Origin of the sequence: Streptomyces sp. TSRI0281 (assembly GCF_001905125.1) — a bacterium.
GTDB lineage: Bacteria > Actinomycetota > Actinomycetes > Streptomycetales > Streptomycetaceae > Streptomyces.
This window is the reverse complement of the sequence record NZ_LWLE01000002.1, coordinates 296,933-319,260: the sequence shown is the minus strand read 5'-3', so window position 1 is coordinate 319,260 and position 22,328 is coordinate 296,933. Positions and strand designations below refer to the sequence as shown.

Below are 22,328 nucleotides of genomic sequence, written 5' to 3'. Positions count from 1 at the left end.
ACCTTTCGATTGACCGGCCACACACGGAGCGCGTCTACGCTGGACGGACCATGGATTCGCCCACCCCCACCCCGGTCGCCGCCGCCCTCAAGCTGTGCCTGCACGCGCTGCTGCTGGGGCTGCTCGTGCTCGCCGCGGCCCGCGCGCTCGGTGACCCGGCCGCACACGCCCCGGCGGTCGTCGTCATGGCGGCGGTGATGGCCGCGGTGTACGCGGCGGGCGTCCTGGCCCCCGGCGTACAGCCCCGGACCCGGGCCGCCGCGCTCTGGCTGGCCGCGCTCGGCGCGGTGTGGGTGGCGCTGCTCGCACTGTCGCCGGACGCCCTGTGGGTGGCCTTCCCGCTCTACTTCCTCCAGCTCCATCTGCTGCCGTCGCGCTGGGGGCCGGCCGCCGTCACGGTCACCGCCGGGGCCGCGATCACCAGTTTTGTGGTGCACGAGCAGGCGATCAACCCCGGCGCGTTCATCGGGCCGCTGCTCGGGGCGGCGGTCGCGGTCGCCACCGTGTTCGGATACGAGGCCCTGTTCCGGGAGAGCGAGCGGCGCCGCGAGCTGATCGAGGAGCTGGTCTCCACCCGGGCGGAACTGGCCGGGGCGGAACGTACCGCGGGCACGCTGGCCGAGCGGGAACGGCTGGCCCGGGAGATCCACGACACCCTCGCCCAGGGGCTCTCCAGCATTCAGCTGCTGCTGCGGGCCGCCGAGCGCTCGCTGCCGTCGGACGCACCGGCCGCGGCCCATGTGCGCCGGGCCCGCGAGGCCGCCCAGGACAATCTGGCCGAGGCCCGCTCCTTCGTCCGCGCACTGACGCCGCCGGACCTGGAGCACGGTTCGCTCGCGGCCGCCCTTGAGCGGCTGTGCGCACGCACCACGTCGCCCGGTCTCACGGTGCGGTTCGCGGTCAGCGGCACCCCGGTGGAACTGCCCACCCCGTACGAGGTGGCGCTGCTGCGTACCGCGCAGTCGGCACTGGCCAACACGGTGCGGCACGCGCACGCCGGGCGGGCGGAGATCACGCTCAGTTTCATGGACACCTCGCTCTCCCTGGACGTCGTCGACGACGGCAGCGGCTTCGACCTCGCGGCGGGAGGGCCCGACGAGGCGGGGAACAGCGGTTTCGGGCTGCCCGCGATGCGGGCGAGGGCCCGCTCGCTGGGCGGCACGCTGAGTGTGGAATCGGCTCCCGGACAGGGCACGGCGGTGGCCGTCACACTGCCCCTTCCCCTCCCGGGCGAGGAGGCACGGGCCGCGTGAACGACGAAGGACGACGCCGCACGGGCGACCCGATCAGGCTGCTGCTCGCCGACGACCATCCGGTGGTACGGGCGGGGCTGCGCGCCGTGCTCGACACCGAGCCGGATTTCCGGGTCGTCGCCGAGGCGGCCACCGCGGAGCGGGCCGTCGCCCTCACCGCGGCGGGCGGCTTCGACGTCGTGCTGATGGACCTGCAGTTCGGCCCCGGGATGCACGGCGCGCAGGCCACCGCCGCGATCACCGCGGCAGCCGGAGCGCCCCGGGTACTGATCCTCACCACGTACGACTCGGACGCCGACATCCTGGCCGCCGTCGAGGCGGGCGCGAGTGGGTATCTGCTCAAGGACGCCCCGCCGGAGGAACTGGCCGCGGCGGTACGCACGGCGGCGGCCGGCCGCTCGGCGCTCGCCCCGGCGGTCGCCCACCGGCTGATGGACCGTATGCGCACCCCGGCGGAGGCACTGACCAAGCGGGAGCTGGAAGTGCTCCAGTTGCTGGGCGAGGGGCTGTCCAACCAGCAGATCAGCAAGAAGCTGTTCCTGAGCCAGGCGACCGTGAAGTCCCATCTGGTGCACATCTACGCCAAGCTGGGCGTCGACTCACGCACCTCGGCGGTCGCGGCGGCGACGGCCCGCCGCCTGATCCGCCGCTGATCCCCCCGGGCGCGCGAACGTGCCGCCGCCTCGGCACACGTACGCACGGCTGCTCCGTCCCGTACACGTCACGGGCCGCAGGGCGCGTACGCACGATCCCCCCGGCACGTACGCGTCACGGGATACCGAGCCCCGCGTCAGCGGCGGGGCGGCTCCCCGAACAGGTCCACCGCGTTCCGTACGTCCCGCAGTCCGGCGGCCAGCGCGCTCACCGAGCCGATCGCCCCCGCGATCAGCAGCAGCGAGCGGCGCAGCCGGGGAATCTCCGGCGTGCCGCTGATCGCCATGGCGTCCAGCGCCGCCAACTCGTCCTCGGCGATGCCCCGGTCCGAGAACTCCGAGGGATGTCCGGCCAGTTCGCGGCGGAGCCGGGAGACGGCCGTGCGCAGCTCCGCCACTCTCGGGTCCTCGGTGCTGCCGGTCACCCGCTTCTGCCCCACGCTTCGCAACAAAGCACTCCCCCTCACACGTCTTTGTGCCGGTGTTTCGACCAGGACCCGGACCGTGGTCAAGTGCCTGGGGTTGCCCGCAAGTTAACGCCATCAGAGGTGGCCCGCGCCACTCGAAGGACAGAATTCGGGGTTACCCCTGAGGGTGACATTTCTTTCGCCTGTGCGAACCGCACGGTGGTATTCAGGGGCCATGGCTCCTACTGATGAGAACCCTGTGGTCGCTGGGGTGCTGCTCGCCGCAGGTGGCGGCCGGCGGCTCGGCGGCCGGCCCAAGGCCCTGCTCGAACACCGCGGCCGTCCCCTGGTCGAGCACGCCGTGCGGGCCCTGCGCGACGGTGGCTGCGGCCCGCTGCACGTGGTCCTGGGCGCGGCTGCCGACGAGGCGCGGGCCCGCGCCGATCTGACGGGGTGCGTGGTGACGGTCAACCCGGAGTGGGAGGAGGGCATGGGTACCTCGCTCCGGGCGGGGCTGGCCGCTCTCGCCGGTACGGGTGCGGACGCGGCACTCGTCCTTCTGGTGGACCAGCCGGGCATCGGCGCGGAGGCGGTGGCGCGGGTGCGGTCGGCGTACCGGTCCCGGGCGGGCCTGGCGGCCGCCTCGTACGCCGGGGAGCGCGGCCATCCGGTGCTCTTCGGGGCGGCCCGGTGGGCGGATGTCGGAGCAGCGGCGGTGGGCGACCGGGGGGCCCGGACGTATCTGCGGGCGCACCGCGATGCGATCACGCTCGTCGAGTGTTCCGATGTGGCTCAGGCGTACGACATCGACACCGTGGAGGATCTGACCCGCCTGGAGTGATCGGTCCGTATGCGCGCTGGCACACTGCGCCGCCGGGCGGGCACTTCTGTCGACCCGGAGAATCTCGACATCAACAAACCATTGAACTTCCACCATGAGGAAACTACTATCCACTGGTCAGAAGCCCTCTGTACCCCGGACGGCGCCCACGGCCGTATCCCGGAGCCATGGCACGCCGTGCCTCTCAGGCGACCCGGCGGCCCATGAGACGCCGCCCGCACCGCCCGCTGAAGGAGTGACAGCTCATGTCCGCACCAGCGCCGTCCCCGCTGGCCATCGTCGATGCCGAGCCCCTGCCCCGGCAGGAAGAGGTCCTGACCGACGCGGCCCTCGCGTTCGTGGCCGAGCTGCACCGGCAGTTCACCCCGCGCCGTGACAAGCTGCTCGCCCGGCGCGGCGAGCGCCGCGCCGAGATCGCCCGTACCTCCACGCTGGACTTCCTGCCCGAGACGGCGGCGGTCCGCGCGGACGAATCCTGGAAGGTCGCCCCGGCCCCGGCCGCGCTCAACGACCGCCGGGTGGAGATCACCGGTCCGACCGACCGCAAGATGACCATCAACGCCCTCAACTCGGGTGCGAAGGTCTGGCTCGCCGACTTCGAGGACGCGTCCGCCCCCACGTGGGAGAACGTGGTCCTCGGCCAGCTGAATCTGATCGACGCCTACACCCGCGCCATCGACTTCACCGACCCGAAGTCGGGCAAGTCGTACGCCCTCAGGCCCGCCGGCGAACTCGCGACGGTCGTCACCCGCCCGCGCGGATGGCACCTGAACGAGCGTCACCTCCAGCTCGACGGCACCCCGGTGCCCGGCGCACTGGTCGACTTCGGCCTCTACTTCTTCCACAACGCCCAGCGCCTCATCGACCTGGGCAAGGGGCCGTACTTCTATCTGCCGAAGACGGAGTCGCACCTGGAGGCCCGCCTCTGGAACGACATCTTCGTCTTCGCCCAGGACTACGTCGGCATCCCGCAGGGCACGGTCCGTGCGACCGTCCTGATCGAGACGATCACCGCGGCGTACGAGATGGAGGAGATCCTCTACGAGCTGCGCGACCACGCCTCCGGGCTGAACGCGGGCCGCTGGGACTACCTGTTCTCCATCGTCAAGAACTTCCGTGACGGCGGGACGAAGTTCGTCCTCCCGGACCGCAACGCGGTCACGATGACCGCCCCGTTCATGCGGGCGTACACCGAACTCCTCGTCCGCACCTGCCACAAGCGCGGGGCGCACGCCATCGGCGGCATGGCGGCGTTCATCCCGTCCCGCCGCGACGCCGAGGTCAACAAGGTCGCCTTCGAGAAGGTCAAGGCGGACAAGGACCGCGAGGCCCACGACGGCTTCGACGGCTCCTGGGTCGCCCACCCCGACCTGGTCCCCATCGCCATGGCCTCCTTCGACGCGGTCCTGGGCGAGAACCCGAACCAGAAGGAGCGGCTGCGCGAGGACGTCTCGGTGGCGGCGGGCGACCTGATCGCGATCGACACCCTCGACGCCAGCCCCACGTACGACGGCCTGCGCAACGCCGTCGCGGTCGGCATCCGGTACATCGAGGCGTGGCTGCGCGGCATGGGCGCGGTCGCCATCTTCAACCTGATGGAGGACGCCGCCACCGCCGAGATCTCGCGCTCGCAGATCTGGCAGTGGATCAACGCGGACGTGGTCTTCGAGAACGGCGAGCACGCCACGGCGGAGCTTGCCCGCAAGATCGCGGCCGAGGAACTCGACGCGATCCGCCAGGAGGTCGGCGAGAGCGCCTTCGCCGCGGGCAAGTGGCAGCAGGCCCACGACCTGCTGCTCCAGGTCTCCCTGGACCAGGACTACGCGGACTTCCTCACCCTCCCCGCGTACGAGCAGCTGGCCTGACCCGAGCCACAGCTGCCCGCCCGCACCGCCCCCGGTACCGCACAGCACCGGGGGCGGTGCGGGCGGCGCGCACGGCGGAGGGCGGGTCCCGGCGGACGGCTGCCCCCGGCCGTCCGGACGAAGCAGCCATCGGACAGCCCTCAGCGCACCTCGGCCGCCTCCGCCTTGGCCGCCGCGTCGTCCAGCGACTTGAGCACCACCGCCGGGTCACCGCCGCTCAGTACCGCCCGGCCCACGTCCCTGCGTATCGCGCCGCGCACCTCGGGCCAGGACCGCATGTTCACCGGCGCGAAACGGGCCTGCGGCAGCTGGTCGATGAAGGGCCACAGCGGACGGGTGGCCGACTCCTCGCGCACCGCGTCGGACGCGGTGTACGTCACGGGCAGCGCGGACTGGCCGCCGCCGTAGGCCGCCGCCGACTGGCCGCTGTACAGGAAGTCGAGGAAGGCACCGCACTCCTTGCGGTGGCCGTTGCGCTTGAACGCCATCAGCCAGTCGCTCAGGCCGATCGGTGCGGGGCTGCCGCCGTCCCTCGCGGGGAACGCGGCGTGCGCGTACGGGAGTTTGGCCTGGTCGGCCGCGCCCATCAGTACGGGGTGGGCGACCATCATCCCGATGTCGCCGCGCAGGAACCGCTCGTACGCCTTGGTCCGGTCGAGCTTCTCGGGTGCCGCGCCCGCCAGGTCCTCGGCGACCAGTTCGTCGCGCAGCCAGGCCAGGGCGTCGATGTTGGACTGTGTCTCGAAGTCGTAGCCCACGAGGTCCGTGAAGCCGCCGCCCGCCGCGAGCATCCAGGACAGGGCCTCGTCCTCGGCCGCCTCGGGTCCCAGCTGGAGGCCGTACGGCGTCTTCACACCGATCCCCTTGAGCGCGGCGGCGGCCGAGCGCAGTTCGGCCCACGATGTGGGAGCGTCCCCGACGCGCGCTCGCCGGAAGAGCTCCTTGTTGTAGAAGAGCCGGGGCGTACTGGCCAGGAACGGGAACCCGTAGAGCTCCCGGTCGACCGTACCCGCGTCGGCGAAGGACCGGATGAAGTCGGCCTGCGTCGAGATGCTGAACAGCTCGCTCGCGGTGTAGAGCAGATCGTCCTCGCCGTAGGGGGCGAAGATGTTCGACTGCGCGATATCGGGTTCCCGGCCGTCCGCGACCCGCTGCGCGAGCCTCTTGTCGATCTTGTTGTACGGGACCCGCTCCAGCGCGACCTCGATGTCGGGATGCTTCTTCCGGAACGCCGCGATCACGCTGTCCCACTGGTCTCCCAGCGAGGCACCCACGCTCTCGTCGTAGCTGGCCACGAGAAGGTCGAGCGTCGCGCCGGAACCGGCGTCGCAGCCGGCGAGGCCGAATCCGGCCGTAGCACCGGCGAGGCCGGCTGTCTGGAGAAGAAACCGCCGCCGACGCACCGCTGTTGCCACCTTTTTGCTCGTACCGCAACGCCTTGAGTGACAGATTGTGTCATACAGGCAATCTCTGCCGATCAAGCGAGGTCGGCCGGCGGCACGGTGGGCATAACCTGCCTCGCATGCAAGGTGCTTCGTTGACAGAGCGGCGCAAAGCCGCGACCCGGTGGGACATCGCCCGTACCGCGGCCGCCCTCTTCGTGGAGAACGGCCTGCGGGCCACCCGCGCCGAGGACATCGCCCGTGCGGCGGGCATCGCCCCGCGCACCCTCTACCGCTACTGCGCGACCAAGGAGGAGGCCGTCGCCCCGCTGTTCGCCGTGGGTTCCCAGCAGTGGGTGGAGGCCGTGCGCGACGCCCCGCACACCCTGTCCCTGCCCGATGCGCTGCGGTACGCGGCGGCGCGGACGCTGGCCGCCGCTCCCGGTGACACGCAGGGCACGGAGTCCCTGGAGTGGGTGCGTTCCCTCTTGAGGATGGCCGCGGACAGCCCGGCGCTCCGGTCGGTGTGGAACGACGCGTGCCGCGAGTCGGAAGCCACGCTGGCCACCGTGCTCGCGGCGCGGGCCGGCCTCCCGGCCGACGCGGGCACCCTGGACATCCGGCTGACGGCCGCCACCGCCGGAGCGGCGGTGCGCGTGGCGGTGGAGACCTGGGCGGCGAGCGACGCCCCGGCGACGGGACCGGAGGGGCCCGCCGCGCTGGCGGAGCGCTGTCTGGCGTCGACGGCGGGCGCGTCGAGGAGCGTCTGAGAGGGCTTGCCTCTCGCGTTCACCTCACTTCACCGCGCCCCGCCACGTCGCGCCCGTTCACCGTGCCCCGCACCGCGCCACTTCACCGTGCCCCGCCGCACGGCCTCAGGTCCACACCGCCCCCAGCGCCACGAACCCGCTGATCAGCACGGACAGGATCGCCAGCAACGGCCAGACGAAGCGCAGGTACTTGTCGTAGCCCACCTTCGCCAGGGCCACCCCTCCGATGGTGACGGCCGTGGTCGGCACCCACAGGTTCATCCAGCCGCTCGCCGACTGCCAGGCCGTCACGACGAGCGCCCGCGAGACGCCCGCGAAGTCGGCGAGCGGGGCCAGGATCGGCATGGCGAGGGTGGCGTGGCCGGAGGTCGACGGGATCAGGAAGGCCAGCGGCAGGTTGACGATGAAGACGAAGACCGCGAAGACGGCCGAGGACGTGCCCGAGACCAGCCCCTCGATGGAGTGCAGCACGGTGTCGGTGATCTGCGAGTTGTTCATGATGACCGTGACACCGCGGGCCAGCACGATGACCAGCGCGGGCGAGATGAAGTCCGCCGCACCCTGGATGATCGTCGCGCTGACCTTCTGCTCGCCGAAACGCGCCACGGCACCGATGATCACGGCCGCGACCAGGAAGAGCGCCGCCAGCTCCGGGAAGGACCAGCCGAGTTCGAAGCCGTACGCGGTGGCGTCGCCGGTGATGGCGCTGGACCACGGCACCACCGAGAAGATCATGAAGGTGAAGACCAGGGCGACCAGCACCAGGACCGTCCTGTGGAGGGGGGTCAGGTCAGGGGGCTCGCCCGCGTCCGCCGCCGTGTGGTCGCGGTCGCCGGGCAGGAAGCCGGAGAGCGAGCGGCCGGGGTCCTTGCGGACCCGCCGCGCGTACCGGATGACATAGGCGACGGTCACCGCGGTCAGCACGACCCACATGACGGCGCGCAGCACGATGCCGTCGCCGAGCGAGATGTCGGCCGCGGACGAGGCGACCCCGGTCGCGAACGGGTTGACCGTGGAGCACAGCACCCCGATGCCCGCGCCGAGGATGATCGTGCCGGTGGCCACCATCCGGTCGTAGCCGAGGGCCAGCATCAGCGGCACGATCAGACCGTAGAAGCCGAGGGTCTCCTCCGCGAACCCCTCCACCGTGCCCAGCAGCGCGAAGACCAGCATCACACCCGCGATGAGCAGCGCGCCCCGGTCGCGGAGCCGGTGGGCGAGACGGCCGATGCCCCGGTCCAGGGCGCCGGTGGCGAACACCATCGTGATGAACGCGCCGATCGCGAGGACGAAGAGGAACACCCCCGCGCTGCCGTACAGTTCGCCGGCCAGGTCCGGGCCGACCCGGCCGGTCCTCTCGTCCTGCACGCCGTAGAGGCCGTTGACCGGGGAGAGGAAGAGGTCGTTGAGACGGTCGGTGAAGCTCTGGTCGGACGGGACCCGGTGGTACGTGCCCTGGACCGGCGCACCGTCCTTGTCGCGGTCGTAGGCGCCGGAGGGGATCAGAAAGGCCAGTGCCCAGACCGCCAGGGTGACGAGGGCGAGAATGGTCAGGGCGCTGGGGAAGACGAACTTCTTCCCGGCCGGGGGCTTCTCCTCCGGGGCGGTCCGGGTGTCCGTGCTCACGCGGCGCTCCCGCCGCCGTGCGCTGCGGCGAACTCCCGCAGGAACGCGGCCTCGGCGATCACCGCCGACCGCAGCTCCGAGAACAGCACCCGCTCGTTGGGCGCGTGCAGGTTGCACATGCTGTCCTGGGCGCCGAAGAGCAGTACCTCCGCGCCGGGCACCGCCCTGGACAGCCCGTTGACCAGGGGGATCGAGCCGCCGCTGGCGACGAACGCGGGTGGTGCCCCCCAGCCCTCGCGCAGCGCGGTGAGGGCGGCGCGGTAGGCGGGGCCACCGGTCGCGGGCTCGAAGCCGGGGCCGGTGTCGCCCGGGGTGACGGTGAGCGGAATTCCGAACGGGCGCAATGACTCCAGATGGGTGACGAGCAGGCCCTGCGCCTCCCGGGGATCCTGCTCGGGGTGGAAACGGAGGTTCAGCTTTGCCCTGGCGTAGGGGACGACCGCGGAGGCAGCGTGGTCGACGCTCGGGGCGTCGATGCCGATGACGGTGATGGCCGGTCCGCTCCAGAGGCGTTCACCGAGGCTGCCGGAGCCGATGAGCCCGATGCCGTCCTGGACCCCGGCGAGGCCGCGGAACTCCTCCTCGGTGTAGGTGGTGCCCTTCCACTCCTCGCGGCGCAGCCCCTCGACGGCCACGTCGCCGTGCACGTCGTGGAGCGTGGCGAGGGCCTTGAGCAGGGCGAGCAGGGCGTCCGGGGCCGCGCCGCCGAACTCGCCGCTGTGGCGGGGTTCGGCGAGGGTACGGACCTCGACGACGACCTCCGAGGCGCCTCGCAGACCCGTGGTGAGCGTGGGGCTGCCGGGGCGGAGGTTGCCCATGTCGGCGATGACCATGGCATCGCAGGCGAACCGGTCCGGGTCGGTGGGCGGGTAGTCGTCGAAGGCGCTGCCGTACTCCTCCTGCCCCTCCAGGACGATCTTCAGCCCGACCGGGGGCCTGCCCCCGTACGCCCTCAGTACGCCCAGGTGGACGAGGATGTTGGACTTGTCGTCGGCGATGCCGCGGGCCCGCAGGCCGCCCTCGACCGCGGTGGGTTCGAAGGGCGGTGACAGCCACAGGCTCTCGTCACCCGGCGGCTGTACGTCGTAGTGGCCGTAGAGCAGCACGGTCGGGGCGCCGGGGGACGGCGGCGGGACCTCGGCGACGATGACCGGCGCGGTGTCGGGGAGGTCGAGCCGGTCGATGTGCTTGACGCCCGCGCCGCGCAGCAGGTCCACGAGGAGGTCATGGGCCTGCCGCACGGGCTCGGGCGGGAAGCCGGGAAAGGCGATCGACGGAATGGCGGTCAGCCGTTCCAGATCCGCGACGAGCCCGTCCATCAGTGCGTCGACCCTGGAGCTCAGGTCCATCGTTCCACCCCTGTTCCTCATGGTGCTCAGTACTGAGGTTCCGGGATCAATGGACCATATGGGGCGGGCTCCCGCATGCCTGAGGAACGGTCAGTCCCCGAGGATGACGGTGCGCTGGGCGGAGAAGTCACCCCACGTGCCGTCCGGGAGCTTGGCGCGCAGCTTGACCGAGTAGCGGGTTCCGGCCGGGTCGGCGAGCGTCAGCCGGTAGGTCGCGCGCCCCTGGGGCGGGGTGCCGCCCCAGACGATGGTGGTGGTCATCTTCCCGTTGAGGTAGAGCTGGTACGCGGGGATCTCGCCGCCCGTCTCGGGCTGGTCCCAGGACAGGTCGACGGCGAACTCGCCGCCCTCGGCCGCGGTGGTGGTGCGAAGACCGGTGGGGGCGGTGCTCGCGGGGGCGCCGGGGGCGGTGGCGGTGGTGAGGTCGAGGGCGTTGCTGTCCGGCGAGGACTTGTCGGAGGCGTCGCGGGCCCGGACGGTGAAGGTGTAGACGGTGCCGGGGCGCAGCCCGGTGAGCCGGGCCGTGGTGGCGGTGCCCGGCACACTGTGGATCCGGGAGTCCTCCTGGTAGATGTCGTACGAGGTGACGCCCACGTCGTCCGTGGAGCCGCCCCAGGCCAGGGTGGCGGCGCGACTGCCGTCGGCGGTGCCGCGCAGCTTCACCGGGGCGGTCGGCGCCCGGTCGTCCCTCGGCGGGGTGGGCTGGGTGGTGACGGGTACGGCGGGGCTCGGCTCGGAGAGGTTCCCGGCGGCGTCGCGGGCCCGGACGGTGAACGTGTAGGCGGTCGAGGCCGTCAGCCCGTCGACGTCGATCATCCGCTTGGCCGCCGGTACGGACTTCACCTTCGTGCCCTTGCGGTAGATCTCGTAGCCGGTGATCGCCTTGTTGTCGGAGGCGGGCTCCCACATGACGTGCACCGATGTGGCACTGCTGGCCTGCGCGGTCACGTCTCGTGGGGTGGTCGGTTTCTGCGTGTCCGCTTCTGCGGCGCCGCCGCACGCGGTGAGTGTGGCGAGGAGCAGGGCGGCGGAACAGGCCAACGCGGCAGGTGCGTGGGGGCGTTGCACGGTCTTGCCTTCCATCCGGACAGCAATGGTCCAGACCTGTATGCCATGGTGCGGGGGTCGCCGACAAGGGGGTGGAGAGGAACGTTCCGCAATGTGCCGGTGTGCACCGCACCAGGAGGAACAGCGGGCGGGACGGTTGAGGACGATGAGTTCCGGGGACGGTTGAGGGCGACGAGTTTCACGGCCCCGGACAGTCGGAACGGTGTGTTCATGGACAGCAGTACCGCCCCCGCCCTCGATCTCGAACCGGCCGCCCGGCAGATCGCCGCGCTGCTCGACTCCATCGAGGACCGCCGGCTGGCCGGACCGACCCCCTGCCCCGACTACGCGGTACGGGAACTGCTCGCCCATGTGGTCGGGCTGACGACCGCCTTCCGCGACGCGGCACACAAGGATCTCGGGCCGACGACCGAGGTCTCCCCCGGAACGGCGCCCCTGGTGCTCGGCGACGACTGGCGCGAGGTGCTGCCGCCGCTGCTCGACGAGCTGGTGGCGGCCTGGCGCTCGCCCGCCGCCTGGGAGGGCATGACGCGGGCGGGCGGTGTGGATCTGCCCGCTCCGGTGGCCGCCGCTGTCGCGCTCAACGAGTTGGTCGTCCACGGCTGGGACCTGGCCAGGTCGACCGGGCAGCCGTACCGGGCGGACGAGGCGAATCTGCGCTCCTGCCAGGCGCTGCTGACGCCCGTCGAGGACAACCCGGACGCCGGAGCGATCTTCGGCCCGCCGGTCCCGGTGCCGCCCGACGCTCCGCTCGTGGACCGGGTGATCGCACTCAGCGGCCGCCGCCCCGACTGGCAGCCGGACCGGCGGCCGGAGGACTGACGTCAGCCGGTGATCGCGGACCCCGCCACCGCGTCGCCGCCCAGCACCCGCAACGCCGCACGGGCCTGGTCACGTACCCGTTCGTCGGCGGTGACCGCGCTGAGCACTCCGGACACCCTCAGCCTCAGGTCCTGCTCGGCCAGCCGGGCCAGCCGCGCACGGGCGCCCTCGCCGACCGCCTCCGGTCCGAGGGCGATCAGGGCCTCCACCGCCTCGACCGGGGCGGTTCCGCACTCCGCCGCATCCAGCAGCAGACCTGCCGCCCGGTGCGCGTCGAGCCTCCCGGGGGCGATGGCGAGCAGGGCGAGCACCGCACCCGGCACCTGCTCCGGATCCGCCAGCAGCGCCTCCAGCGCGGGAACGAGCGGCCCGCCCGCCGCACCCGGGCCGAGCCCGGCGGCGACCCTCGTCGCGTGGACGAACGCCCAGCGGGTCCAGGTCATTTCGGTATCCGTGAGCACCCCGGCCAGCACCGGCACGGCCTCCGCCATGTCGCCGGTGATGCGGTGCAGGGCTGCGGCGATGTCGATGTCCGCCTGCATCTCGGGGATGATGCGGTGCGCGTCGGGGGCGTTGAACGCGGCCCGCAGCGCCGGAACGAGCCCTGCGGCGGCCGGTCCCAGCCCGGCGGCGGCGACCGCGGCCTCGCGTATCCCGTTGCGGTCCTCCGCGAGCCGGTCGGCCACGGCGGTCAGCAGCGGAGCGTCCTCCCCCGTCAGCGCGTGCAGGGCCCGCGCGGCCTCGAAGCGGTCCTCCACCCGGCCGGAGCGGGCCGCCGTACGCAGCAGCTCACCCACGTCCTCCCGGCGTTCGGGCGGGCAGAGGGCGACCAGCACCTTGGGCACCAGCTGCGGGAACCTGGGCAGCGCGGCGCACAGTTCGGGTACGGCCCCGGCCGCGTCCGCGCCCCAGGACTCCAGCAGTGCCGCCAGCCGGAACGGGCCGTTGCCACCGGGCTCCAGCGTGCCGAGCCACTGGCGGAGCGACGCGAGCAGTTCGGCGTCGTACGGCAGGACCGGTGCGGCCCCGAAGGATCCGCCACATGCCGCACCGAGTGCGCGCGGCCGCTCCGCCGGATTCCGGGCGAGGAGCGGCGCGGCCCGTGCCGGATCCACCACGACCAGGACTTCGAGGGCACGGTCGGCCTCCGCTCCTTCGCCCTGGGCGAGCCGGGCCAGCATGCCCGCCGCCGGGGCCGCGAGTTCCCCGAGAAGCTTCAGGGCAGGCAGCACGGCCGGGACATGGGCGGCCCGGGGGCCGGTGGCCAGGGCGAGCAGGGGCGCGGCCAGCCGGTGCGGTGCGCTGCGGGAGAGCCGGCAGGCGACCTCGGCCGCCCACACCGCTTCGCCGCAGGCCTCGGGAGACCCGTCGGACAGTGCGGCGTCGAGCAGCGCGAAAACCGCGTCGCGGTCCTCGTCCGTGTCCCGGAGCAGCAGGGACTCGGTGATGTAGTGCAGGGGTTCGCTGCGGTCCTGGTCGAGCCGTTCCGCGACGAGCCCGTCGGCGGGGAGCAGCGACAGCATCGCCTCGTGGTGGCCGGGGCCCCAGGGAAGTCCGGCGTCCACGCAGGCCAGCAGTGCCGCGATCCGCAGCTCCCCCGGATGGTCCGGGCCCATCGCCTGCATCGCCGCGGGCGCCGTGCCCGCCGGGTCCAGATGCGCCAGGGCGAACAGCAGCTCGGCGCGTACGAGCGGGACCTCCTCCACGGCGGCCCGTTCGCGGAGCACCGGCAGCGCCCGCCCGGCCGCTCCGGTCATCGCGGCGGCCCAGACGGCGCACTGCCGTACTTCGGGAACGTCGGAGGCGGCCGAGTCGAGCAGCAGGGGAAGCTGGTCGACGACGGCACGGCGACAGGCCGCCTCGTCGCTCTCACCCGCCCCGTCGCCGTCGTCGAATTCCGTCCCGCCCTCCGCGATACCGCCGAGGAGGGCCAGCAGGTCCACCGTCCGTACGCCCCCGGCGGCCAGCCGGGCCAGGAACGGCACCGCCTTCGCGGACGCCTCGTACACCGAGCCCTGGTGGAGGATGCTCGCGTACAGGTCGCCGAGCGCTTCGTCCGCCTCGTCCTTGTCGTCCCCCACGAGCGCCCGCAGCCGGTCGGGCACATCGTCGGCGCTGCCGTAGGCGTGCTCATAGGCGGCCCAGGGCTGCGCGTCGAGGTCGTCGAAGAACGTCACAAGATCCATGGCGCCGATCATGGCACCGGGGACTGACAGCGCCCCGTGCCCTCGGCCCCGGCGTACGCCACCGGACCGGCGGGGAACCGGCCGGCCGACGCGTGGGGCCGCCGGGTCAGCTCGTGAAGAACTCCGTGATCTGCTGGGCGACCTGGTCGGCCCGGGTCTCGTGCACCCGGTGGCCGCCCGGAACGGTGATCAGCCGGCAGTCCGGGATCAGGGACGCCATGTCGGGCAGGCGCTCCTGCGGCATCGCGCTCTCCGGGCCGCCCGAGATGAGCATCGTCGGCGCGACGATCTCGCCGAGGCCCTCCGCCCACTCCGGGTCGGGGTCGGCCACCTGGGCCCGGACGGCGGGCACCGCGTTCTCGTCGTAGTCCACGGGCCCCTCGGGGCGCCCGACCGGTCCCGGATCGCCCGGCCACGGCGCGGGGGTCTCCACCAGCACCAGCCGCTCCACCCGGTCGGAGTGCTCCTGGGCCAGCAGCTGGGCGACGACCCCGCCCATGCCGTGACCGACCAGACCGACCCGGTCGAGCTCCAGCTCGTCCAGGAAACCGAGCACGTCGTCGCGCATCAGGTCCAGGCCGTACTCGTCCGGCCAGTCGCTCTCCCCGTGCCCGCGCAGATCCAGGGCGAACACCCGCCACTCCTCGCCGAGCAGGCTCCCGGCCGCCTCCCAGTTCGCGGCGGAGCCGCCGAGCCCGTGCAGCAGGACGACCGGCGAGCCGAACGGGTCGCCCCAGGTCCGGTACGCCAGCCGCACATCGCCGACATCCACAACAGACTGATCTTCCATGCCCCTGACGCTACAGCCGCGGGGCACCCTCCGGCGCCCGGCCCCCGGCCTGGCAGGCTCGGCACGTGAAGCGCATACTCCGCACCCTGCTCGCGCCCGTCCTGGCGACCGCTGTCCTGACCGGCTGCACCGGATCGGAGCCGGCCACCGAGGACGCCGGGCTCCGTGATCCGGCGAAGAAACGGATCGCCATGCAACTGGTCTCCAGCGCCGAGAACTCCTCGCTGGACTGGCGGGCGCAGTACGCGTACATCGAGGACATCGACGACGGCCGCGGCTACACGGCGGGCATCATCGGCTTCTGTTCCGGCACCGGCGACCTGCGCGACGTCGTGGAGCGGTACACGGCGGCGCGCCCCGGAAATCCGCTGGAACGGTTCCTGCCCGCGCTGCACACCGTGGAGGGCAGCGCCTCGCACGCGGGGCTCGGGCGGCCGTTCACCGATGCCTGGGCGAAGGCGGCGGACGACCCGCAGTTCCGTTCGGCGCAGGACGGGGAGCGCGACCGCGCGTACTTCGACCCGGCGGTGGAGCGGGCGCGGGGCGACGGGCTCGGCGCGCTCGGGCAGTTCATCTACTACGACGCCTATGTGATGCACGGCGCCGGTGACACCGACGGCGAGGACGGCTTCACCACGATCCGCCGAAAGGCGCTCTCGACGGCCCGGCCGCCCTCGAAGGGCGGCGACGAGAAGGCGTATCTGGACGCCTTCCTCGACGCGCGGGTGGCCGCCATGCGCCAGGAGGCCGCCCACAGCGACACCAGCCGGGTGGAGACCGCCCAGCGGGTGTTCGTACGCGAAGGCAAACTTGGGCTGGAGACACCGTTGCGGTGGAAGGTGTACGGCGACAGCTACCGCGTCGACGGCGGCTGAACCATGGCCGCCGGGCGCGTGGAGTAGCTGCCGGCGTTCGGCGTGCGCCGGTTGTGACACCGGATGAGCTGTGTGTTCTTCCGACCGCGTGGGTGACGCGCCCACCCGTGACCCCGGGGCGGGTCGTCCCGTCGAGGGGGCCAAAGGCGCGCACACGGGCGTGCCCCGGAGCGTCAGGATGTACAGGATGCTGAAGAAGATGTTGCTGACCGCAATGGTCCTGGGTGCGGGCCTCGGCCTGGCCGCGGGCCCCTCCGCCCAGGCCGGGACCGCCCCCGCCGCCGTCCGGACCGCACCGTCCGTCCAGGCGCCGTCGCAGGTCTGCACGGTCAACGACAACGGGGTGAACTTCCGCGGCGGTCCGGGGACCGGCTACGCGGTGCTCGGCACGGTGAACCGGGGCCAGAACCTCGACGCCCGGGGCCAGGAGGGCAGCTGGGTCATGGGTGACTTGTGGGGCGGGCCGACCGGGGTCTGGATCCACGTGGCCTATCTCAACTGCTGAGCGCGGTCTGCCACCGGCCCCGCACCGCGCGTTCCCCGCGCGGAGCGGGGCCTTTCCGCGTCCGGACCCCCAAGGGCCCGGCGTACGCCTGCCCGTGAAGCCGCACGGCTCTCAACTCACTTGCGTTGAAGGGGTGTACGCCACACCTATCACCCTGATAGTAAAGCTTCCTAACAGAACTCCGGAACGGCGAACTCCCCTGGAGGACAGGTGCACAACCCCCATCTCGGCACCGTACGTCGCACCACTCGGCTCACCCGCCCCGTCGGCATCGCCGCCGTGGCGCTCGGGCTGGCTCTCACCGCCATCCCCGTCGCCGCCCACGCGGGCGACGCCCCCGCGCAGCCTTCGGCCGACCGGCCCGCGCAGGCCGCGCAGCCGCTGAAGGCCGCCGCGAGCGGGCTCGACGACCCGGCGAAGAAGGAGATCGCCATGCAGTTGGTCTCCAGCGCCGAGAACTCCTCGCTGGACTGGAAGTCGCAGTACAAGTACATCGAGGACATCGACGACGACCGCGGCTACACGGCGGGCATCATCGGCTTCTGTTCCGGCACCGGCGACATGCTCGATCTGGTCGAGCTGTACACCGAGCGCAAGCCCGGCAACGTCCTGGCGAAGTACCTGCCCGCCCTGCGCAAGGTGGACGGCACCCCCTCGCACAACGGTCTCGACCCGAACTTCACCAAGGACTGGGTGAAGGCGGCGTCCGACTCGGCGTTCAAGCAGGCGCAGAACGACGAGCGCGACCGGGTGTACTTCAACCCGGCGGTCAAGCAGGGCAAGACCGACGGCATCGGCACGCTGGGCCAGTTCGCGTACTACGACGCCATCGTGATGCACGGCGACGGCTCCGACAGCACCAGCTTCAGTTCCATCCGCAAGCGGGCCCTCGCGAAGGCCAAGCCGCCGTCGCAGGGCGGCAACGAGACGACGTACCTCAACGCCTTCCTCGACGCCCGGGTCTGGGCGATGCAGCAGGAGGAGGCCCACTCGGACACCAGCCGGGTCGACACCGCCCAGCGCGTGTTCCTGAAGAAGGGCAACCTCAACCTCGACCCGCCGCTCGACTGGAAGGTGTACGGGGACAGCTTCCACATCGGCTGACCGGCAACCGCCCCTGACGGGACCGGACCGGACCCGCGCCGGACCTGACGGGACCGGACCTCCGCCGACCCCGTCAACACCTGTGGCGCGCAGGGCGACCCCCGCGAGGGCCGCCCTGCGCGCCGCAGTGCTCCAACGGTCGCTCAGTGGACGCCCGCCCCGGCCGCCGCCGGAACCACGTGCTCACCGCTCCGGGTCTCCTCCTCCATCCCCTCGGGCTTGCGGCCCAAGTGGTTGAAGGCCAGGTTGAGCAGGATCGCCACGACACAACCGGTGGAGATGCCCGAGTCCAGGACGACCAGCAGATCCTGGGGGAAGGCGTGGTAGAACTGCGGCGCGGCGATCGGTATCAGGCCTATGCCCACGGCGGCGGCCACGATCAGCGCGTTCTCGCCCTTCTCCAGCGCGGCGGTGGCCAGCGTCTGGATGCCGCTCGCCGCGACCGAGCCGAACAGCACGATGCCGGCGCCGCCGAGCACCGGCAGCGGAACCAGCGCGATGACGGACGCGGCCACCGGCACCAGGCCGAGCAGGATGAGAATGCCGCCGCCCGCCGCGACGACGAACCGGCTGCGGACCTTGGTCATCGCGACCAGGCCGATGTTCTGGGCGAAGGCACTGCACATGAAACCGTTGAACAGTGGGCTGATGGCGCTGCCCAGGGTGTCGGCGCGCAGACCGCCCTCGATGGTCCGCTCGTCCGCCGGCCGGCCGACGATCTTCCCGAGGGCCAGCATGTCCGCGGTGGACTCGGTCATGCAGACCAGCATGACGATGCACATCGAGATGATCGCCGCGATCTCGAACTGCGGGGCGCCGAAGTGGAACGGCGTGGGGAATCCCACCAGTTCGGCGTCCTTGATGGCGCCGAAGTCGGTGATGCCGACAGGGATGGCGATCAGGGTCCCGATGACCAGGCCGAGCAGGATCGCGATCTGCTGGAGGAACCCGCGCAGCAGTTTGCGCAGCGCCAGCACGATCAGGAGCGTGCCCGCGGCCATGGTGATGTTGGTCATCGAACCGTAGTCGTCGGCCGTGGCGTTGCCGCCCTGGGACCAGTTGAAGGCGACCGGCAGCAGCGAGACACCGATCAGGGTGATGACGGTGCCGGTGACGACGGGCGGGAAGAACCTGACCAACTTGCCGAAGTACGGGGCGAGTACGAAGCCGAGCACGCTCGCGACGATGATCGCGCCGAAGATCACGGCGATCCCGTCGTGGCCCCGGTCCTTGCCTATCGCCACCATCGGGGTCACCCCGGCGAAGGAGACGCCGTTGACGAACGGCAGCCGGGCGCCGATGCGCCAGAAGCCGAGGGTCTGCAGGAGGGTGGCTATGCCGGCGGTGAACAGGCTCGCCCCCATCAGGAAGGCGGTCTCCTTGGCGGTGAGACCCACGGCGGGCCCCACGATCATGGGCGGGGCCACCACTCCGGCGTACATCGCGGCCACGTGCTGGAGGCCGCTGGTGAACATCTTCAGGGGTGGGAGTGTTTCGTCGACCGGGTGCTTCCGGTCGGATCCAGCGACTGCGTCCTTGCGAAACCTGGGCTTGGCGGCCACAGCAGTTCCTCCAGTCGGGTACACGTCGTCGGGGACGTGGGTGTCAGGGAGGTGGGGCGACGTGGTGCGGCGGTGCGGCTCTCACAGGCGGTGCGGCTCCGCACAGGTGGTGCGGCTCCGCACAGGAGGGTGCGGCCCGCACAGGTGGTGTGCGGGCCTCACGCCCGGTGCGGGCGTTGCCCAAGGTGCGGGCGCTCAGGGGGGGTACCGGCGGGGGTGTCTTGAGGTCGTGCGGGCAGCGTTCATCACCGGTCCGCGGGGCGCGCACATGGGGTGTGCGCCCCGCGGACCGGCTGCCGTGGACCCCGCTCGGGTCCACGGCGGCCGGCCGAGGGCCGTCCCCCTCGGCCGGCCGGTCGGGGGATTTCGCGGAGCGTCAGGCTCCGGCGGCGATCCGCGCGAGGCGCCTGGCCTCGTCGCGGGTGGCGCGGGCGATCGCGTCCTCGTCCACCGTGATCAGGTGGTTGCCCTCGACGACCGGCTTGCCGTCGACGAGGGAGAGGGTTACGGGAGCCGCGGCGCCGAAGACGAGTGCGGTCACCGGGTCGGCGATGGAGGCGTGGGCCAGGGTGTCCAGCTTCCAGAGCACCAGGTCGGCCAGCTTGCCGACCTCCAGCGAGCCGATCTGACCGGCCCTGCCCAGGACCTGGGCGCCACCGTACGTACCCAGGCGCAGTGCCTGACGGGCGTTCAGGGCCTTCTCGCGGTGGGCGCCGAGGCGGTTGATGAGCAGGGCGTTGCGCAGCTCGGTGTGGAGTTCGCCGGACTCGTTGGAGGCGGTGCCGTCGACGCCGAGGCCGACCGGGACGCCCGCGGCGAGCATGTCGGGGACCCGGGCGATGCCCGCGGCGAGGCGGGCGTTGGAGGACGGGCAGTGGGCGACGCCCGTTCCCGTGCGGGCGAAGGCGGCGATGTCGGAGTCGTTCATGTGGACGCAGTGCGCCATCCACACATCGTCGCCGAGCCAGCCGGTCGATTCGAAGTAGTCGGTCGGGCCCATCCCGAACAGTTCCTTGCAGAACTGCTCCTCCTCGACGGTCTCCGAACCGTGGGTGTGCAGCCGTACACCGCGACGGCGGGCCAACTCGGCTCCCTGCCGCATCAGTTCGGTCGACACGGAGAACGGTGAGCAGGGCGCGACGGCGATCTGGGTCATCGAGCCGAACGAGGCGTCGTGGTGCGCGTCGATGGTCGCCTCGGTGGCGGTGAGCGCGCCCTCCAGGGTCTCGACCGCGAAGTCCGGCGGCAGCCCGCCGTCCTTCTCGCTGCGGTCCATGGAGCCGCGGGCGAGGGTGAAGCGTACGCCCATGTCGCGGGCGGCGCCGATGATGGCGCCGGAGAGGTCGCCGGAGCCCTCGGGGTAGACGTAGTGGTGGTCCATCGCGGTGGTGACACCGCCCCTGGCCATCATCGCGAGGGACCCCTGTGCGGCGGCGCGGGCCATCGGCTCGTCGATGCGCGCCCAGGTCGGGTACAGCGCGACGAGCCAGTCGAAGAGGTTGTGGTCGGTCGCCAGGCCGCGGGTGATCCACTGGTAGAAGTGGTGATGGGTGTTGACCAGTCCGGGCGTCACGAGATGCCCGGTGCCGTCGACGCGGCGTATGACATCGGCGAGACCCTCCGGTGCCCTGCCCGCGCCGATGGACTCGATGCGGTTGCCCGCCACGACGATGTACCCCGAGGCGTACTCGGTGTCGTGGGTGTCGACGGTCGCGATCGAACAGTTCTCGATGACGATGCGCTGAGGGTCTGCCGAAGCTGCCATGATGCTTCCTTCTTCTCTCATCGGCGATGCGGGCACGGCAGGACCCTAGGAGGATTTGAGTGCCACAGCGCTGCGGCTGTGGGTGCCGAGATGGTGGAAGAACAGGTTGAGCAGGACCGCGACCAGCGCTCCGGCACTGATTCCGGAGCCGAGCACGGTCTGCGCCCAGGAGGGGAATCCCGCGTAGAAGGCGGGCGCGGCGAGCGGGATGATGCCCGCGCCGAGCGCCACCGCGACCAGGATGATGTTGGAGCTGTCGTCGAGGCCGGCTTCGGAGAGCGTACGGATGCCGCTCACCGCGATCGAGCCGAACAGGACGATGCCGGCGCCGCCGAGTACGGGCATCGGGACGAGCGAGACGACCGCGCCGAGGACGGGGAAGGCGCCCAGGACGAGCAGGGCACCGCCCGCGGTCGCCACGACGTAGCGGCTGCGCACCCCGGTCAGCGAGACGACGCCGACGTTCTGTGCGAAGGCGCTGGTCGGGAAGGCTCCGAAGACGGGGCCGAGGAGGGTGGCGATGCCGTCGGTGCGCAGTCCGCGGGTGAGGGTGCGGCCGTCGGTGCGCCGGTCGCAGATCTCGCCGAGGGCCAGCATGCCGGCGGAGGACTCCGTCATCAGGACCAGCATGACGATGCACAGGGACAGGATCGCGGCGGGCCGGAACTCGGGGGCACCGAAGACGAAGGGGGTGGGGAGGGCGGCGAGCGGTGCGGACTTCAGCGCGGAGAAATCGGCGAGTCCGAACGGGATCGCCGCCAGAGTTCCGACCAACATGCCCATGAGCAGGGCGACTTGCTTGATGAAGCCGCGCCCGAAGCGCTGGATGAGCAGGATGACGGTCAGAGTGAAGGCGGCGAGGGCCAGATACTTCATGGCCCCGAAGTCGGCGGCGCTCTTGTCGCCGCCCTGCGCCCAGGCGACGGGTACCGGCATCAGGGTGACGCCGATGAGGGTGATGACGACGCCGGTGACGAGCGGCGGGAAGAACCGCAGCAGTCTTCCGAAGAACGGCCCGACGGCCAGGCAGAAGACTCCGGCGACGAGCACCGCCCCGTAGATCGCGGGAAGTTGGTGCCCGGGGGCGCTGGTCTCGGCGATGGCGAGCATCGGCGCGATCCCGGCGGAGGAGGCGGCGTTGACGAACGGCAGCCGGTTTCCGGCGAAGGCTCCGATACCGAGGGTCTGCAGGATGGTGGCGAGTCCGGCGATGAGCAGACTCGCCGCGATCAGCCGGGTCATGCCGGCCGGGTCCAGGCCGACGGCCTGGCCGATGATCAGTGGAGGGGTGACGACGCCCGCGTACATGGCGGCGATGTGCTGAAGTGCGGCGGGGACGAGCCGCGAGGGGGGAAGCTTCTCGTCCACCGGGTGAACTGCCTTACCGGCAGCGGTCGGTGGGGCGGAACATGGGCCTTCTGCCGGCCCCGTTGCAGGCTGTGCCATGGGTGTTCCCTCCGGGACGTCCCGCCCCCGCCCGGCCGTGGGCGGGCGGCGGCGGGCTC

Annotated in this window: 19 protein-coding genes; 9 read left to right on the top strand and 10 right to left on the bottom strand. The window is 71.9% G+C overall.

Annotated elements, in window-relative coordinates; translation table 11 throughout:
• The first annotated feature begins 50 nt into the window (after positions 1-50).
• Positions 51-1,253 carry a sensor histidine kinase gene (locus tag A6A29_RS07995; protein WP_073719267.1) on the top strand — a complete coding sequence of 401 codons (1,203 nt, stop codon included), beginning with the start codon at positions 51-53 and terminating at the stop codon, positions 1,251-1,253.
• Positions 1,250-1,906 carry a response regulator gene (locus A6A29_RS07990; protein WP_073719266.1) on the top strand — a complete coding sequence of 219 codons (657 nt, stop codon included), beginning with the start codon at positions 1,250-1,252 and terminating at the stop codon, positions 1,904-1,906. The genes A6A29_RS07995 and A6A29_RS07990 overlap by 4 nt, the downstream gene beginning before the upstream one ends.
• Positions 1,907-2,043: 137 nt before the next feature.
• Here the strand turns inward: A6A29_RS07990 and A6A29_RS07985 are convergent, their stop codons facing one another.
• Positions 2,044-2,358: a DUF5955 family protein gene (locus A6A29_RS07985; protein WP_073719265.1), complete on the bottom strand. Its 315-nt coding sequence runs from the start codon at positions 2,356-2,358 to the stop codon at positions 2,044-2,046.
• A 190-nt stretch (positions 2,359-2,548) separates the two neighbouring features.
• On the opposite strand from A6A29_RS07985, the gene A6A29_RS07980 reads away from it, so the two are divergent.
• The gene (locus A6A29_RS07980) at positions 2,549-3,154 is read left to right on the top strand and encodes a nucleotidyltransferase family protein (protein WP_073719264.1); all 606 of its coding nucleotides are present in this window, start codon (positions 2,549-2,551) and stop codon (positions 3,152-3,154) included.
• Positions 3,155-3,399: 245 nt separating this feature from the next.
• Positions 3,400-5,019: a malate synthase A gene (gene aceB, locus A6A29_RS07975; protein WP_073719263.1), complete on the top strand. Its 1,620-nt coding sequence runs from the start codon at positions 3,400-3,402 to the stop codon at positions 5,017-5,019.
• Between the two features lie 140 nt (positions 5,020-5,159).
• Here aceB and A6A29_RS07970 read toward each other — a convergent pair whose 3' ends face one another.
• Positions 5,160-6,434: an extracellular solute-binding protein gene (locus tag A6A29_RS07970; protein ID WP_241838374.1), complete on the bottom strand. Its 1,275-nt coding sequence runs from the start codon at positions 6,432-6,434 to the stop codon at positions 5,160-5,162.
• 107 nt (positions 6,435-6,541) lie between these two features.
• On the opposite strand from A6A29_RS07970, the gene A6A29_RS07965 reads away from it, so the two are divergent.
• Positions 6,542-7,171 carry a TetR/AcrR family transcriptional regulator gene (locus A6A29_RS07965; RefSeq protein WP_073719261.1) on the top strand — a complete coding sequence of 210 codons (630 nt, stop codon included), beginning with the start codon at positions 6,542-6,544 and terminating at the stop codon, positions 7,169-7,171.
• A 105-nt stretch (positions 7,172-7,276) separates the two neighbouring features.
• On the opposite strand, the gene A6A29_RS07960 is transcribed toward A6A29_RS07965, so the two are convergent.
• From A6A29_RS07960 to A6A29_RS07950, 3 genes are all read right to left on the bottom strand, one after another.
• Positions 7,277-8,797, bottom strand: coding sequence for a YfcC family protein (locus A6A29_RS07960; protein WP_073719260.1), 1,521 nt, complete (start codon positions 8,795-8,797; stop codon positions 7,277-7,279).
• On the bottom strand, positions 8,794-10,146 hold the full coding sequence (locus tag A6A29_RS07955) for a M20/M25/M40 family metallo-hydrolase (protein ID WP_073719259.1): 1,353 nt from the start codon (positions 10,144-10,146) through the stop codon (positions 8,794-8,796). The genes A6A29_RS07960 and A6A29_RS07955 overlap by 4 nt, the downstream gene beginning before the upstream one ends.
• A 90-nt stretch (positions 10,147-10,236) precedes the next feature.
• Positions 10,237-11,229: a fibronectin type III domain-containing protein gene (locus A6A29_RS07950; protein ID WP_073719258.1), complete on the bottom strand. Its 993-nt coding sequence runs from the start codon at positions 11,227-11,229 to the stop codon at positions 10,237-10,239.
• Positions 11,230-11,424: 195 nt separating this feature from the next.
• Here A6A29_RS07950 and A6A29_RS07945 point away from each other — a divergent pair, with 195 nt between their 5' ends.
• Positions 11,425-12,036, top strand: coding sequence for a TIGR03086 family metal-binding protein (locus A6A29_RS07945; RefSeq protein ID WP_073719365.1), 612 nt, complete (start codon positions 11,425-11,427; stop codon positions 12,034-12,036).
• Between the two features lie 2 nt (positions 12,037-12,038).
• On the opposite strand, the gene A6A29_RS07940 is transcribed toward A6A29_RS07945, so the two are convergent.
• Both A6A29_RS07940 and A6A29_RS07935 read right to left on the bottom strand, forming a co-directional pair.
• Positions 12,039-14,222, bottom strand: a complete 2,184-nt coding sequence (locus A6A29_RS07940; protein ID WP_241838373.1) for a hypothetical protein — start codon at positions 14,220-14,222, stop codon at positions 12,039-12,041.
• Positions 14,223-14,328: 106 nt separating this feature from the next.
• Positions 14,329-15,012, bottom strand: a complete 684-nt coding sequence (locus tag A6A29_RS07935; protein WP_073719256.1) for an alpha/beta fold hydrolase — start codon at positions 15,010-15,012, stop codon at positions 14,329-14,331.
• Positions 15,013-15,077: 65 nt separating this feature from the next.
• Between A6A29_RS07935 and A6A29_RS07930 the strand changes: the two genes are divergently transcribed.
• From A6A29_RS07930 to A6A29_RS07920, 3 genes are all read left to right on the top strand, one after another.
• Positions 15,078-15,887, top strand: coding sequence for a chitosanase (locus A6A29_RS07930; protein WP_274535791.1), 810 nt, complete (start codon positions 15,078-15,080; stop codon positions 15,885-15,887).
• A gap of 199 nt (positions 15,888-16,086) precedes the next feature.
• Positions 16,087-16,392 carry an SH3 domain-containing protein gene (locus A6A29_RS07925; RefSeq protein WP_241838372.1) on the top strand — a complete coding sequence of 102 codons (306 nt, stop codon included), beginning with the start codon at positions 16,087-16,089 and terminating at the stop codon, positions 16,390-16,392.
• Positions 16,393-16,602: 210 nt separating this feature from the next.
• Positions 16,603-17,496 carry a chitosanase gene (locus A6A29_RS07920; protein WP_073719255.1) on the top strand — a complete coding sequence of 298 codons (894 nt, stop codon included), beginning with the start codon at positions 16,603-16,605 and terminating at the stop codon, positions 17,494-17,496.
• Between the two features lie 143 nt (positions 17,497-17,639).
• Here A6A29_RS07920 and A6A29_RS07915 read toward each other — a convergent pair whose 3' ends face one another.
• From A6A29_RS07915 to A6A29_RS07905, 3 genes are all read right to left on the bottom strand, one after another.
• Positions 17,640-19,058, bottom strand: a complete 1,419-nt coding sequence (locus A6A29_RS07915) for a nucleobase:cation symporter-2 family protein (protein WP_107468161.1) — start codon at positions 19,056-19,058, stop codon at positions 17,640-17,642.
• A gap of 376 nt (positions 19,059-19,434) precedes the next feature.
• Complete coding sequence (locus A6A29_RS07910) at positions 19,435-20,823, bottom strand: 8-oxoguanine deaminase (protein ID WP_073719253.1); 1,389 nt, start codon at positions 20,821-20,823, stop codon at positions 19,435-19,437.
• A gap of 45 nt (positions 20,824-20,868) precedes the next feature.
• On the bottom strand, positions 20,869-22,269 hold the full coding sequence (locus A6A29_RS07905; RefSeq protein ID WP_073719252.1) for a nucleobase:cation symporter-2 family protein: 1,401 nt from the start codon (positions 22,267-22,269) through the stop codon (positions 20,869-20,871).
• Positions 22,270-22,328 lie beyond the last annotated feature (59 nt).

Excerpts from the sequence above, each read along its gene's own strand:
- A6A29_RS07995 (WP_073719267.1), top strand. The coding sequence starts at position 51 with ATGGATTCGCCCACCCCCACCCCGGTCGCCGCCGCCCTCAAGCTGTGC.
- A6A29_RS07980 (WP_073719264.1), top strand. The coding sequence starts at position 2,549 with ATGGCTCCTACTGATGAGAACCCTGTGGTCGCTGGGGTGCTGCTCGCC.
- aceB (WP_073719263.1), top strand. The coding sequence starts at position 3,400 with ATGTCCGCACCAGCGCCGTCCCCGCTGGCCATCGTCGATGCCGAGCCC.
- A6A29_RS07965 (WP_073719261.1), top strand. The coding sequence starts at position 6,542 with ATGCAAGGTGCTTCGTTGACAGAGCGGCGCAAAGCCGCGACCCGGTGG.
- A6A29_RS07955 (WP_073719259.1), bottom strand. The coding sequence starts at position 10,146 with ATGGACCTGAGCTCCAGGGTCGACGCACTGATGGACGGGCTCGTCGCG.
- A6A29_RS07950 (WP_073719258.1), bottom strand. The coding sequence starts at position 11,229 with ATGGAAGGCAAGACCGTGCAACGCCCCCACGCACCTGCCGCGTTGGCC.
- A6A29_RS07945 (WP_073719365.1), top strand. The coding sequence starts at position 11,425 with ATGGACAGCAGTACCGCCCCCGCCCTCGATCTCGAACCGGCCGCCCGG.
- A6A29_RS07940 (WP_241838373.1), bottom strand. The coding sequence starts at position 14,222 with ATGGATCTTGTGACGTTCTTCGACGACCTCGACGCGCAGCCCTGGGCC.
- A6A29_RS07935 (WP_073719256.1), bottom strand. The coding sequence starts at position 15,012 with ATGGAAGATCAGTCTGTTGTGGATGTCGGCGATGTGCGGCTGGCGTAC.
- A6A29_RS07925 (WP_241838372.1), top strand. The coding sequence starts at position 16,087 with ATGTTGCTGACCGCAATGGTCCTGGGTGCGGGCCTCGGCCTGGCCGCG.
- A6A29_RS07910 (WP_073719253.1), bottom strand. The coding sequence starts at position 20,823 with ATGGCAGCTTCGGCAGACCCTCAGCGCATCGTCATCGAGAACTGTTCG.
- A6A29_RS07905 (WP_073719252.1), bottom strand. The coding sequence starts at position 22,269 with ATGGCACAGCCTGCAACGGGGCCGGCAGAAGGCCCATGTTCCGCCCCA.